Origin of the sequence: Blautia segnis, from assembly GCF_014287535.1 — a bacterium.
Classification (GTDB): Bacteria; Bacillota; Clostridia; order Lachnospirales; family Lachnospiraceae; genus Blautia_A; species Blautia_A acetigignens.
This window is the reverse complement of record NZ_JACOOT010000020.1, coordinates 1-14,071: the sequence shown is the minus strand read 5'-3', so window position 1 is coordinate 14,071 and position 14,071 is coordinate 1. Positions and strand designations below refer to the sequence as shown.

The 14,071-nt window shown below is 38.6% G+C and carries 15 protein-coding genes; 13 read left to right on the top strand and 2 right to left on the bottom strand.

Features of this window, described 5'->3' with window-relative positions:
• Positions 1-26 precede the first annotated feature (26 nt).
• The 5 genes from H8S54_RS18455 to H8S54_RS08945 all read left to right on the top strand — a co-directional run bounded on the left by H8S54_RS18455 (position 27) and on the right by H8S54_RS08945 (position 3,347).
• A complete protein-coding gene (locus tag H8S54_RS18455) occupies positions 27-161 on the top strand; it encodes a hypothetical protein (protein WP_279288575.1) in 135 nt (44 codons plus the stop codon).
• Complete coding sequence (locus H8S54_RS08960) at positions 158-1,150, top strand: alpha/beta hydrolase (protein ID WP_173717428.1); 993 nt, start codon at positions 158-160, stop codon at positions 1,148-1,150. The genes H8S54_RS18455 and H8S54_RS08960 overlap by 4 nt, the downstream gene beginning before the upstream one ends.
• A gap of 306 nt (positions 1,151-1,456) precedes the next feature.
• Positions 1,457-1,597: a hypothetical protein gene (locus H8S54_RS08955; RefSeq protein ID WP_186901352.1), complete on the top strand. Its 141-nt coding sequence runs from the start codon at positions 1,457-1,459 to the stop codon at positions 1,595-1,597.
• A 450-nt stretch (positions 1,598-2,047) separates the two neighbouring features.
• A complete protein-coding gene (locus H8S54_RS08950; protein WP_243176742.1) occupies positions 2,048-2,893 on the top strand; it encodes an Rpn family recombination-promoting nuclease/putative transposase in 846 nt (281 codons plus the stop codon).
• 166 nt (positions 2,894-3,059) lie between these two features.
• Positions 3,060-3,347 (top strand): hypothetical protein, encoded by a 288-nt coding sequence (locus H8S54_RS08945; protein ID WP_117854452.1) that lies wholly within the window; start codon positions 3,060-3,062, stop codon positions 3,345-3,347.
• Positions 3,348-3,474: 127 nt separating this feature from the next.
• Here the strand turns inward: H8S54_RS08945 and H8S54_RS18205 are convergent, their stop codons facing one another.
• Both H8S54_RS18205 and H8S54_RS18200 read right to left on the bottom strand, forming a co-directional pair.
• The gene (locus tag H8S54_RS18205) at positions 3,475-3,987 is read right to left on the bottom strand and encodes a transposase (RefSeq protein WP_243000360.1); all 513 of its coding nucleotides are present in this window, start codon (positions 3,985-3,987) and stop codon (positions 3,475-3,477) included.
• Positions 3,932-4,690 carry an IS110 family RNA-guided transposase gene (locus H8S54_RS18200; RefSeq protein ID WP_243176740.1) on the bottom strand — a complete coding sequence of 253 codons (759 nt, stop codon included), beginning with the start codon at positions 4,688-4,690 and terminating at the stop codon, positions 3,932-3,934. The genes H8S54_RS18205 and H8S54_RS18200 overlap by 56 nt, the downstream gene beginning before the upstream one ends.
• 491 nt (positions 4,691-5,181) lie before the next feature.
• Between H8S54_RS18200 and H8S54_RS08935 the strand changes: the two genes are divergently transcribed.
• The 8 genes from H8S54_RS08935 (at position 5,182) to H8S54_RS08900 (ending at position 13,196) form a co-directional block, all read left to right on the top strand.
• Complete coding sequence (locus H8S54_RS08935) at positions 5,182-5,847, top strand: response regulator transcription factor (RefSeq protein ID WP_186901327.1); 666 nt, start codon at positions 5,182-5,184, stop codon at positions 5,845-5,847.
• Positions 5,848-6,065: 218 nt separating this feature from the next.
• Positions 6,066-7,268 carry a sensor histidine kinase gene (locus H8S54_RS08930; protein ID WP_243176739.1) on the top strand — a complete coding sequence of 401 codons (1,203 nt, stop codon included), beginning with the start codon at positions 6,066-6,068 and terminating at the stop codon, positions 7,266-7,268.
• A 99-nt stretch (positions 7,269-7,367) separates the two neighbouring features.
• Complete coding sequence (locus tag H8S54_RS08925; protein ID WP_186901325.1) at positions 7,368-8,882, top strand: DUF6034 family protein; 1,515 nt, start codon at positions 7,368-7,370, stop codon at positions 8,880-8,882.
• A gap of 1 nt (position 8,883) precedes the next feature.
• Positions 8,884-9,774 carry a hypothetical protein gene (locus H8S54_RS08920; RefSeq protein WP_173735712.1) on the top strand — a complete coding sequence of 297 codons (891 nt, stop codon included), beginning with the start codon at positions 8,884-8,886 and terminating at the stop codon, positions 9,772-9,774.
• An 18-nt stretch (positions 9,775-9,792) separates the two neighbouring features.
• Complete coding sequence (locus tag H8S54_RS08915) at positions 9,793-10,521, top strand: ABC transporter permease (protein ID WP_243176738.1); 729 nt, start codon at positions 9,793-9,795, stop codon at positions 10,519-10,521.
• A complete protein-coding gene (locus tag H8S54_RS08910) occupies positions 10,499-11,170 on the top strand; it encodes an ATP-binding cassette domain-containing protein (protein ID WP_186901324.1) in 672 nt (223 codons plus the stop codon). Before H8S54_RS08915 ends, H8S54_RS08910 begins: the two co-directional genes overlap by 23 nt.
• Before the next feature lie 2 nt (positions 11,171-11,172).
• A complete protein-coding gene (locus H8S54_RS08905) occupies positions 11,173-12,498 on the top strand; it encodes a COG1361 family protein (RefSeq protein WP_186901323.1) in 1,326 nt (441 codons plus the stop codon).
• Entirely contained in the window at positions 12,495-13,196 is a 702-nt protein-coding gene (locus tag H8S54_RS08900; protein WP_243176736.1) for a hypothetical protein, read from the top strand. The genes H8S54_RS08905 and H8S54_RS08900 overlap by 4 nt, the downstream gene beginning before the upstream one ends.
• Positions 13,197-14,071 lie beyond the last annotated feature (875 nt).

The window sequence follows — 14,071 nt, the reverse complement described above, 5'->3', positions numbered from 1 at the left end:
TCAATATTCATACAGGAGGGCGTGAAATGTCAATACAAGTAAAAAGAATCATCATAATTGGAATCATTGCAATTGTTGCATTTGTACTTGGAAGGGTAGCGGTAAGAGCACTTATGAACCTGTTGCTCGGTGGAACTTTATTTGGAGGTAACATCTTATGATTAAAAACAAAGAAAAAAGGGAAAGAAGGAAAAAAACCGTGCCTATTTGGATTGGAATATTAGTGTTTATTGGGGCTTTTATTATAGGTATTCTATCAAAACTGTTAATACAGCCTTCTTGGATGGCAGATTATTCTATGAAGTGGAGTGAGAAAATAGGAACAAAGCTTACTGGTATTTCATATGGAGAAGGGGAATTGAACAAATATGATTTATATTTACCTAAGGATTCATCAAAAGCAAACTATGGACTTGTGGTTTATATCCATGCAGGTGGATTTACTTCCGGTGATAAATCGGATGACGAGGAAATGCTGGCATGGTTATGTAAGAAAGGATATGTAGCCGCAGGGATTAACTATACTTTACGGACAGAATTCAATAACGCAAGCGTACTCCAAGAATCTAATGAAATAAAAGCTGCAATTCCACAGGTTGTTGAAGAAGCAAAAAGAAATGGATATAACATAAATAAAATGACAGTAGCCGGTGGCTCAGCCGGACATACACTTGCAATGATTTATGCTTATAGAGATGCGGATGAGGCTCCTGTGCCGGTTGTGTTTACCTTTGGAGCAGTTGGACCATCAAGCTTTTATGTAGAGGACTGGGGTATCTTTGGATTAGGAGTGGACAACGATGAATCAAGAACAGCAGGGGCTGGTTTATTCAGTGTTATGAGTGGCTCAGAAATAACTCCGAATGAGATAGCTGATGGAAGCTATGCCTCAAAAATGAAGGCAATTTCAGCAGCAGATTGGGTATGCGAAAACCCAATTCCTACAGTGGTAGCCTATGGAGCATGTGATCATGTTCAACCATTTGAAGCATCCAAGAGACTTGAGGCAGCTCTGAAAGAAAACAATGTTGATTACAAATATTATGTGCTTCCACATTCAGGACATGGACTACAAAATGATAATAAAATAAGCAGACAGTGGATGGAGACGGTGGAAGAATACTTAGATAGGTATATGGGAACGAATTAAGTAAATGAAAAAAACATTGAAAAAGAAAGAATCTTGTAAAAAAGCAGTGACAGCAGACAATTTTCACCATTTCCACAAAAGCACACGATTTCTCTTGAATTTCTGAAATGACCTGTATTATAATAGGATAATTAACGGCATATACCACAGCCGGTACCGCAGTGACCAAATGCCGTTTTCGGGGTAAAAATAGGTTCAAAAATGAGCATTATTTTTCCCACTTATTCAGAAAAAAAGTCACTATCCAAATCTAAACAGAAGAAGTTCTGTATTTGGCAAATAGTGATAAATTGTGAAAGGAAAAGAATGAGAAAATTAGCACTTAGTGATGAAATATTGCTCAGTATTGACAAAGCAGCCCGCTACATCGGCGGGGAGGTCAACTCTGTGATGAAAAATTTAGACGGGATAGATGTCCGTGTGGCGTTTTGTTTTCCGGATGTCTAGGACACGATTTTTTTACTTACTCCCTTTTAAAATCACTTAGTTCTATTTGATGTTATTTCCTACCTTTTTATCTGTATCATTTTGTATTATTTTGTGTTATTTAAGCTTAAAAGGGATTTAATAACACAAAATAAGCCTTTGACAAAAGGCCATTTTTGACCACCTTTTGCAATCACTTTCCCGTTTCAGACTTCGTATCATGCCTCTTTTATGTGACAAAATTTGATATTTTTGTAAAAAACAAGTTTTTATGCAATCTATCAGTTATCTAATAATACTTCTTATGGTTACAGTTCGCTTTCCAGACGGCTATTGCTGGTATTTTCTATTGCATCTGTTCACTCATCATAAAAAGTATCTTGTAAAGGAATTCCATTAATGTTAAGATAGAATCAGATAAAAGTACTTTTACATTCATCAATCGAAAATGCCAGGAGGTGATTGCTGTAAATGGCTGATGAAAACACCCTATTGAACAGTGATTTAGAGTCACGCTACGAAAAATACAAAGGCATTATTAAGAATTTTACACTCATGAGTGATATATTTATGCGAAACGTGTTCAAGAAAAGAGAATGTCTGGAATATGTTTTGCAGGTCATTATGAAGAAAAAAGATTTACACGTGATTGATCAGATAATCCAAAAAGATTATAAAAATTTGCAGGGACGCTCCGCAGTAATGGACTGCGTTGCCAGGGATTCCACAGGCAAACAATTTGATGTGGAAATCCAGCAGGATAATGAAGGAGCTTCCCCCAAAAGAGCCCGGTACCATAGTGGACTGATGGATATGAATACCTTAAATCCCGGACAGGATTTTGAGAAACTGCCGGAAAGCTATGTAATTTTTATTACCAGGGACGATATTCTTGGATATGGACTTCCCATTTACCACATTGACCGGCAGATCAAAGAACTGAACGAAGCTTTTCAAGATGAAGCACATATCATATATGTAAATTCCCGGAAACAGGATGACACAGAACTGGGAAGACTGATGCATGATCTACACTGTAAAAAGGCAGATGAGATGCACAGTCCGATTCTTGCAAAACGAATGTATGAATTGAAAGAGACACAGAAAGGGGTTGAGCTTATGTGCCATGAAATGGAGAAAATCTATAGTGAAGGAATGGAAAGCGGAGAGAAACGTGGCGAGCTAAAGGCAAAAAAAGAAACCGCTCTTTCTATGGCAGAAGAAGGCATGAATATCCAAAAGATCGCCCGTCTGGTTAAGGTAAGCGAAAAAGATGTCCAGAAATGGATTGATGAGAATTTGTGTGCAATGAAATAAGTAGGATAATATTGTTGATGGGCAGGTCTGTTTTGGGCTTGCCCATTTTTCAAAGAACTTATTAATCTTTCACAATATGAAGATTTTTATAATGTACCCTATAAGGTGGACACAACAAGCCAAAGGGATTACTTGAAATGTTAATTACCGCTAGGGAAAATAATATATGGGCGCCACGCCAGAAGAAAAAAAGAAGCGGTTACATGAAGATTTTGATATTGCCATGACAGAAGAATTTGAGAGTGAGGTGAGAGACATGTGTAATCTAAGTAGAGCTCTTGTAGACCAGGGAATTGAACAAGGAATGAAACAGGGAGTTGAAAAAGAAAAAATGTCCCTGGCCCAAATGATGATCAAGGAAAAGGAACCTGTCGATAAGATTTCAAAATATACAGGCTATGCTATCGACAAGTTAAAGGAAATTGCATCGGCAATGGGACAGACACTTGTGTAACATATGATTTTATAGGAAGGGGCTGTCCTGAAAACGTAGTTCAGCGATAACCTATAAACAAGCATTCTAAATAAGCTCGCCTTTTGGCGGGCTTATTTCCTTCTCTTAATTATACAGTTAAAGAGATTCATTTCGGCTGAATCATTACATTTACCCCTAACTTTTCTAATGTACGAATATTCCTATTGATTATCTTTTCTTGATTGATAACGGAGTAGTAGTCCGCTCCAAGGTCATGATAAGGAACTTTCTCTTTTAGTATATGATAAATCGCGATTAACATGGTATGGGCTACTGCAATTAAAGCCCTTTTCCCACCTCTGCGCGCGGCAATTCTTTGATAACGGGAGTAGAGATAACTTTGCTTGTTTCGTATTCCAGCACGAGCACATTCCACCAACGTTGCTTTCAAATATTTATTTCCTTTCCGTATTCGTGTACTCATCTTTTTTCCGGCGCTTTCCTTACACTCAGGCACAAGCCCCGCCCATGAGCTGAAACGGGATTCATTTTGAAAGTGCTCCATTTCCACACCAGTTTCCGCTAAAATTTGTTCTGCACTTTTTCTTCCAATCCCAGGCATATCATCCAAAGCTTCGATTGCCCAATTTATGGATTCTGTTTTTTTTAATATCTGCATCTAAATCCATAATTAAAGCGGTCAGGCTTTCAATATGCCCAAGTTGATGTTTCAACATTTTTTGCTGATGTTCTGATATCCGTCCTTGTAGGGATTTCTGCATTTCTGGAATTTTATCTCTGGCTCTTCCTTCGGCAAGTTCACTTAAAACAACCGGATCTGTTTCTCCAGATACAATTGCCTTTAAAATTGTCATACCGCTTTTTCCGCTGATATCGGTAATTACACTGCTCAATTTAACATTGCAGCCTTCTAACACAGCCTGGATTCGATTTAATTCACGAGCACGTTCTTCAATTACCTCCTGGCGGTAACGGGTTATTTCTCGCAGTTCTCTTTGATCCCTATTTGGTATGTAACTTGCTTTTACTAATCCATGGCGTACCAGATCGGCAATCCACTCTGCATCTTTTACATCCGTCTTACGTCCGGGAACTCCTTTGATATGCTGCGCATTCACAACCATGATCGGTATCTGTTCTTCTTCCAATATATTATATACAGGTTTCCAATAAGAGCCCGTACTTTCCATGGCAGCCATCTCACAATCTGTTTCTTTCAGCCACGAAACTAATTGGAGAATATCTTCCGTTATTGTTGAAAACTGACGGATTTCTTTTTTTCTGACACTCGTAAAAATACAGGCTACCATCATATTTTTATGAATGTCAATCCCACAACACCGCTTATACAATACTTCCATAAAGCAAACCTCCTTCGCATAAGCCGATGCAGCTCCTTGCTTAATTGTTGGCTGTCCTGCGTCCTCATCAAAAACCGATGGAAACAAAAAGTGGTACACCTAAGGAGCTGAAAATCAGTCTGTCGGACGGGCTTGTAAGCACCAATCCCCTTCCGATCTTATTCGGCACCTTAAGTATACCACTACATAACGTATAGCTAGTATCCAGTTTTCATTTATTGTGGTGAGATTTTCTCATGATTGTCTGTCGGGAAATAGACAGTTCTAAGAGAGGGAGGGTGTGACTCATATAAACACAATTAACAAAATGAAATCAAAAATGTAGTGGGATTTGAGGAATCAAAACGACTTCCAGATGGATCGTTCTTGATTCCTTTTTCTTTACAAATCGGTTACGTTCGCAGTACTGAAATTAGTGTATAATTGTAATAGTAAAAATCACGCACAATAAAGAAATAATCGGGTTTGTGTAAAATGAAAGGAACATTATTATGAAAGCAAGAATACTGGTGATAGAAGATGAAATGGCAATCAATGATCTGCTTTGTATGAATCTGGAAGCTGCTGGTTATGAAACAGTAGGTTATCTGGATGGAAATGATGCAAGTGAAGGCGTCGCACAGGGCCATGAATTTCAGTGCGCACTTGTGGATATTATGCTTCCGGGAAAGGATGGTTATACCCTTTTACCGGAATTAAAAAAGTTTGGTATTCCGGTTATATTTCTTACGGCAAAGGCTGATGTTACAAGTAAAGTAAAAGGGTTAAAAGACGGAGCCGAGGATTACATAGTAAAACCTTTTGAAATGCTGGAGGTAATGGTGCGTTTGGAAAAAGTATTAGATCGTTATGGAACGGCACCGAAACAGATTCAGATAGACGATGTCATAATTGATACCGTAAGTCACATAGTTACGAAAAATGGAGAAGAAATATATTTAAAACCTATGGAATATAACTGCCTTATGGTGTTCGTAAAAAACCAAAATAAAGCACTTACCAGAAGCCAGATCTTGCAGGAACTGTGGAAGGAGGAATTCTGCGGAGAAACAAGAACTGTGGATGCACACGTTGGACGCATCAGAAAAAAACTAAGCTGGCAGGATAAAATCAAAACCATTCCCAGAATTGGTTATCGACTTGAGGTGGATTTATGAAGCTATTTACAAAAATTTTTTTACAGGTAATCTGCATGGTGCTTCTGCTGTCATCTGGAATTTTTTTCTATACAACTTACAGGTGGAAAAATCAGAGCATACAGAATATCAACAGTTATGAAAATAGCAGGTTTCAAACAAATATTTCTAAGTTTGAAAACATGCTAATGCGGATTAAAAGTAAAACACAGGACTCTGATGATAAAATCCGGGAAAAAATGATTATTTATACTTTTCGTCAGGTATTCCACGACAGTGCCGTTTTATATCAGGATGGAAAAGAACAATATAATGGGACAAAATATGAGTTTGATCTGCAAAATATCAGAAACCTAACAAAAAACAAACACGATGGATTCGAAAATGACAGCTATTGTGATAAACCACTGATCAGCAAAACAAATGGCAACGTATTTTTGCTCTTTTATTTTTCCAGCTACAGTTCTACAGACATGAACTATCAGATTGTCACCTACAAAGATATTACCAGTGTACAAAAACAGAGTCAGACACTGTTTTATCAGGCAGGAGGGTTTACCCTGTTTCTGGTTCTGTTTGTTGGCTTTTTCCTGTTTTTGACTTTGCGGAAAATTATGGAACCGCTCACAAGGCTAAAGGAAGCGGCTGTTTCTGTGGCAAATGGAAATTATGAGATAAAAGTGCCAGCAGAGGGAAAAACGGAACTGGCACAGGTTGGGAAAAGCTTTAATCTTATGACAGGTAAAGTAAGGGAGCAGATTGAAAAGCTTTCTTCCGTAAACCAGGCACAGAGACAGCTGCTTGGAAGTTTGGCCCATGAATTAAAGACCCCAATGACCGCAATCATAGGATATGCAGATACACTTCTAACGGTACGCCTATCTCCCAAGAGGCAGGAGATAGCGCTTGATTATATTAGAAATGAATGCCGAAGGCTTTCCAGGCTTTCAGTGAAAATGCTGGAACTTACCGGATTATATGAAACAGGTGAAGCAGAATTTGTTCCAGTGGAAGTTCAGATGAATCAATTTCTGGAAGATGTAAAAAAACTTGTTATTTACAGGCTTCAGGAGAGAAATATTTGTCTTGAGATTCATTGTAATCCAGAGAATCTTAGAAAAACATTTGATCCGGACCTTATGATGAGTGCAGTAACAAATTTTATTGATAATGCAGTCAAGGCTTCCGATGAGAATTCAAAAATCGTACTGGAGGCAACCCAAAATCATTTATCCGTTCAGGATTATGGGAAGGGAATTCCAGAGGAGGATCTGAAAAGAGTAACAGAAGCTTTTTATATGGTCGATAAATCACGTTCCAGAGTAAAGGGAAGTGTTGGGCTTGGTCTTGCGCTATGCCAGAAAATTGCAGATATACATGGATTTCAGCTGGAAATTACAAGTCATCTGGGAAAAGGAACGATCATATCTGTTTTATGGTAAATAATTGGAATTTACAGAACAGTTACAACTTGCGGAAGATTTGGTGTAATGAAAGATGCTATACTTGTGGACATAAACAGGAAGGAGAATTTATCCAACATGAGAAAAAACATAAATAAAATTGTAGGATTAACACTTTGTATAGGAATGCTCACTGGATGTGCCCAGACCCCGGAATCTTCCCTTGTAAAACCAAAAGGAAGCAAGGCAGAAGATGCTTATACAGAAGCTGAAGGCGTAGATATGGTGAAGGAGGACTCTTCTGAAAATACAAAGGATAAGAACACAGCGGTAAGAACAACTATTCGAGACCTGCTCAATGCTCCGGAAACTTATAAAAGTCAGACTACAGATGACAGTGCAAAACTTGTAGTGAACACGGATGCCACCGTAGAAATACCGGATGTAGAAAAGATATCCGCAATTTCTGTCACGCCTGCAGAAGTTACACAGGATCTTCTTGACCGTATTACAGATGCCTTTTTCTCAGAGGCAAAGCTGTATACATCGGATAGCTATTATACCCAGACAAAGGATGAAATCAAAAAAACGTTGGATGAACTAAAAGAAGATGTAGCAAACGGAAATCTGGATCCCTATAACTATGGAACAGATGAAGATGGAAATTATATTTATGACATTTATGGAGAAATTGAGATGTATGAGCAGGAATATGAGTCTGCTCCGGAAACGAAGACTCTGGTAGAAGGAAGACCTGTTGCAGGCTCCCAGGAGACAGAAAATGGTACTGCGGAAAATGAATTCTCCGGTGTTGCACAGATGCCGGATGGAACGGAATATTTTTACAAGACATCTTCCTACGGATCCGATACCTTATCTGTCAAAATCCGAAAAACGGCAAAATCTGGCGGGGAAAAGCTGCCTGTGGACACGACCTGGTCTGAGTATACTTCTTCCAGTGAAGGAGAAAAACCTACTGAGGAGTCCATTGGGGTTTCATTAGATGAAGCAAAAAAAATGGTACAGGAAAAAGTAGATGAAATGGGGATTACAGATCTGCAGTTTTCAGACTGGAGTTATGCATTGTGCAATAATCTTGAAGAGGATAATAGTTTAAGTAATCTTGGAAGCGGATATGCGATTTATTACACACGTACTATAAACGGTGTTCCGATTACTCAGACAATGGCAGATGGCGGTGCTTTGGAAGATATGGACAGCACTATGGAAACCTGGTCTTATGAAAGTCTTTATTTCTTTGTCGATAAAGATGGAATTGAAAGCATGTCTTATTCAAACCCTTATACCATAGGAGAGACAAAAACAGAAAATTTAAACTTTCTTCCATTTTCTGAGATTATGAAAACATATGAAAAAATGATGGTAGTAACCAATGCAGATAATATGGAATATGAAAAATCAAGAGTTTATGACATTGACCGGATTGTTCTGGGCTATGCCAGAATTTATGAACCATCCACAGATCCGCATACAGGTCTTCTGGTTCCCGTTTGGGATTTCTTTGGAAGCAGAAAAGTGGAAGGTGACTATGATGGGAATAGTTACTCGGACATCACAGACTATCCAAGCTGGAGCTTCCTTACCATTAACGCCGTGGATGGCAGTATTATAGACAGGGATCTGGGCTACTGATATGAAGCAGGTACTTGGAATTGTACATTACAATTTCTTTGGCTATTTTCGAAATCCAAAAGTCATTTTTACCTTCCTTCTGGAATTTGTACTTAGCTTTCTTCTCACTGGAAGAATCATGGTTGTTATGGAAAACTATGATACACCGGTACAGGCCGTAGAGCCATTTCTTTGGACCTTTGGGGATGGAACAGCAGTACTGCTCAGTTCTCTTCTGTTGCTTCTGCTGTTCTCAGACCTGCCAAAGATGACACCAGTTACTCCATATCAGTTAATTCGAACAACAAAGAAAAAATGGCTTTTGGGACAGTTTATTTATATTATTCTTGTGACTGCTCTTTATACAGTATTGATGCTGCTATTTACATCTGTACTGTGTATGAAGGACAGTTATCCGGGCAACCTGTGGAGCGAGACTGCTGCCATGCTCGGATATTCTGAACTGGGGAAAAACTTGCAGGTCCCCTCTACAGTAAGAGTCATGGAGAGTATCTCTCCGTATGGCTGTATGCTGCAGGTTTTTCTCCTGTTATTCTGCTATTCCCTGACACTTGGTTTTGTGATCCTTGTTGGAAATCTTTATAAAGGAAAAACAAAAGGCATGGTGTTTGGACTACTTTATAGTGTATTTGGATTTTTACTGGAACCCAGTGTGGTAGCCGCAATTTTGCATAAGGAAAAATATGAAATGTATCAGGTGAATGTACTGATCTGCTGGATCAGTCCTTTGAACCAGGCTGTATATGGAAAACATAACTTTGGCTATGATCCATTACTTCCGACCATCTGGCAGTCCTGTATGTTCTTCGCAGGTATTTTATTTGTTCTTATGGTTCTGGCACTTCGCAGGATGAAAAAATATCCCTTTGAATTTCTGGGAGAAAAAACATAATCAGAAGGGGAAATATCTATGCGGGTAGAAACAAAACGTATGCTTCTTGGCAGGAGTTTCCTGGCGGCATGGCTGATTGCCTGCTTTTCTATCGCAGCAGGTCAGACTTATCCAAGTTTGAAAAAAGCATTAACATGTGGAACTTTTATCAGCCTGCTGGATGGTTCATTGAAAAGTCAGATGGTATCTTTTGCCATCCCTGTAGCTGCGGTACTGCCGTGGAGTGATTCTTTTTTACAGGAGTATAAAAGTGGATTTTTAAAAGCTGCATTTCCCAGGACAAACCGCAGGCTATATGTGGAAGGAAAAGTCTTTTCTGTTATGGCATCTGGATTTTTAGTCTGGATATTTGCTATAAGCACCATACTTCTTGTTAATTTTGTTATATTTTATCCTATGGAAATAAAAGGCAGCTTTCCAAAGGAACAGTTTCTGGAGCTGCTTATGAAAGCTCTTAGGATGGGACTGATCGGAAGTATTCTAAGCACTTTTGGTGGAATCTGTGGTACCTTATGGAATTCAGCTTATATGGCATATGGGATTCCTTTTGTCAGCTATTATTTTGGAATTATACTTCATGACCGCTATTTCAAAGACCAGATCTGGTTTTACCCAGTGGAATGGATTCTGGCAGATGGAAACTGGGGAACGGATAAAGCGGGATTGTGGTTATTTCTGCTATTATTTTTATTGGTGTTAATGGGAATTTTTGGAGGTGTTTTAAATGGAAAAGTGGAAGAAATCTGAATTTCAAAATACCTGTGTGAAAATAGAACACGTAACCAAAAGGTTCGGGGAAGATCCGGTATTAAAAGAAGTAAATCTTACCTTAAAGGTGGGACAGGTTTACGGCGTTGTAGGAAATAATGGCTCTGGCAAAACAGTACTTATGAAATGTATCTGCGGATTCCTTCCTGTTACCACAGGCACCATCCGTGTTTTCGGAAAAGAAATTGGTCGTGATGTAGATTTTCCAGAAAGCCTTGGTGTCATCATTGAGACGCCTGGCTTTCTTACCCAGTATACCGGTGTAAAGAACCTGGAAATACTGGCAGATATGAAAAGAATGATTTCAAAGGCAGATATCCGCCTGATCCTAAAAAAAGTAGGACTGGATCCGGATATGAAAAAGCCGGTTGGAAAGTACTCTCTTGGAATGCGGCAACGCCTTGGAATTGCACAGGCCATTATGGAAGATCCTCGCTTCCTGATTCTGGATGAACCATTTAACGGTCTGGATAAACACGGCGTGGCAGAGATCAGGGAACTTTTGCTTGATTTAAAGGCAGCTGGAAAAACCATTTTATTGGCAAGCCATAATGATGAGGATATCCGGATTTTATGTGATCACGTATATGAGATGGATGGCGGAGTTTTAAGAGAAAGGACAGCCTGAAAATGGGAAAAAAATTTGTGAAAACCACATTCGCAATATTAAGTTTCATGATGCTTCTGCCGACATCTGTTTTTGCAGAAGATGCAGGGAATATGGAAGCTGCTTTTGTGGGAGAGTCTGTTCTGGAAGCAGATCAGTCAGCTTCTTATAGTGATGCAGACAGTACATTGCCTTTTGAAGAGGAAAAAAACAATCCTACAGATGAGAAGATTCCGGAAACTGAGGAACAGACTCCTGAAAAAACGGATTCGGAAAATCAAAATTCTGACCTGGATGGATTTATATCAGAAGACGCTTCTGCTGAGGACGAAAAGAAGACAATCCATGTCATAATAGAAAATGGAAATACTGATACAGATAATGGAATACAGATCACAGATCCTGTTATAGATAGTGGGGATTATTCTGCTGGAGGGTATAGTGGAGGCGGTTCTTCTGCCAGCTCGTCTGGTGAGAAAATACTGCATAAACCGCAGGTCCTTTTAGAGGATAACAATCTTTCCGGACAAAATCTAAAAGCAGGCACTGTCACAGAAATGTCACTGACATTCCGGAATAAAAGCCGTAGCCAGAATGTATTTGGTCTAAAGATTTCTATTTCTGCGGATACAAAGGGAATTGAATTTGAGAGAAACTCTTTTTATGTTCAGAGACTGACTCCAGGAGAAGCAATTACCCTGAAGCAAAAGGTCACTATAGCAGAGGAATGTGCCCCAGGTCAGGCAACAGTTTCTTTTTCTCTGGATTACGAAGATTCAAAAGCGACGGGAGCGGCAGGTACAGAAACGCTGTCCTTTCAGATCACTCAGCCGGCGCGTGCAAAACTGGAAGCTTCTGATATTCCTTCCGTTTTATATACCATGGATACGGTAGAAATTCCGGTGAAAGCAATGAATCTTGGAAGGGATAAGATATATAATGCAAGTGTCCGGCTGGAAGCAGACGGATTGAATCCAAAAGAGTCCGCTTTTTTAGGAACAGTAGAAGCTGGAACAGCAGTACAAGGAAGTCTCCGTGTATATGTAAAAGGAAAATCAGAAGAAGATGACGGTTCTTTTCCTGGCAGGATTACCGGAAAACTGATTCTTACTTATGAGGATGCAGCCGGCAATTCCTATGAGGAAAGTACAGAGTTTGAGTCTGAGATTAAAGAAGCTAAAATCCAGTCTTTAAAAATAGAGGATGACCAGGAAGAAACAAACAGCTGGTGGTATTCCGTTATTGTAGTTATTGCAGTACTGCTTGTTTCTGTGATTCTACTTCTTTTGGGCAAGCTTCATAAGAAAAACATACTTCTGGAAGAAACCAGAAAGGTGGATGCCCATTGAAAAAGAATAGAATAGACAGTTTTACCTGTTTTGTAGGTTTTCTTCTGATATTGGCATTATTTTTCTCTATAAAGCTTTTTTTAGGAATACAGGACGGGAAAAAACAATACTCAGCACTGGTTTCCCTTGGAGATCTTACTTATGATGATGATTTTTTGAAAAAGGCAAAAAAAATAGAAGGGATAAAAGAGATATGGCCTGTTGTGGAAATTCCAGTAACCATCAAGATTGAAGATTATACGGAAACAGCCACCTTTTTAGGAATCGATCTGAATGCGTTTGGAGAAAATCCAGAGCAGAATGATTTAGGAAATACACCGGTGTTGTTGCTTGGAAGTAAATCATTGCAAAACATGAAAGACTCAAATAATCATTCCATTTCAAAAAAACAACAGGAAAAATTCCTGCAAATGGGAGAAAATCTAACCATTTCTTATGCACTTTCTGAAAATACAAAAGAGCTTTCTGGCGCGGCAGATTATCCGGTATCCTTAACTGGACACGAAGAAAATGAACAGCAAACTGTTTATCTTCCATGTAAAGTAACTGCCGTAACGGAAAATGAAGATATATATATTCCTTTATCACAGGCGCAGGAGCTTTGCAGTGAGATAGGTGAGCCGCTTAAAATTACAAAAATTTATTTGAAAGTGAATGGAAAAATGAATCTGGAGAAGGCAAAAAAAATATTTGAATAAGGTATTTTTGGAAAATTAATTGTATCAATCTCTGGTATTCATTTGACTAACTATTGTATTTTGTGCATGTTTTATGTAATTTTATCCATGTACTTATTTAAAAGAAAAGTATATACTTTATTCTTGTAAATAAAAGTATTTTATTTCCCTAAGGCTTGTTCCATTGTCTGCATGACAGGCAATGGAGGCCTTCTTCCAACGTATTAATCATAATAAATTGGTATTTTTGTAAATTGTACCATATAATGGAAAACTGTTAGATTGTGATCTTTTAGATACAATTTAGCAGTTTTTTATATGATGGAAATCCAATACAAAAAACCACTTTTTCATGCTATACTTCGTTTATGAATTATAGCAAGATCAACACCAATAAAAAGGTCTGGGCAGTCTTGCTTAATTTGATATTGTAGGGAAGTCAAATGCAATGCGGTACTTCCGTATTTGCCACTCTGAAAACCTTTGAGCCCTCGCTCCGTCATATAATTAAACAATTCGCCTTGCTGTATTTTCTGCAAAGTTCGTTGTAGGTAATGCGATTTTTTTATTCAAAAACAATACCCACTCTTGTTTCCGTTTTGGGAAAGAATGTAATTTATAGTAAATGAATAGAAATTGCGATTGTTTTTTGGTACAATATAATGATCTCTCGGAATTCTGATTGATCATGCCAGCGAAACTCTGGCAGTGAACTTTGAAAAGTAGATATTGTTTCTGGAACAAAAAAACGGCATGAGAAATAAACATAGCTTTCACTATGGCTCTAAGCGTGGTATGATAGTCAATAGGATTATGCTACATCCAAAATCAACTTTCTCAGGGGAGATTCAGATGGCAGATCCCATGCATCCAGATGCTGTAACATCAGGATGTGA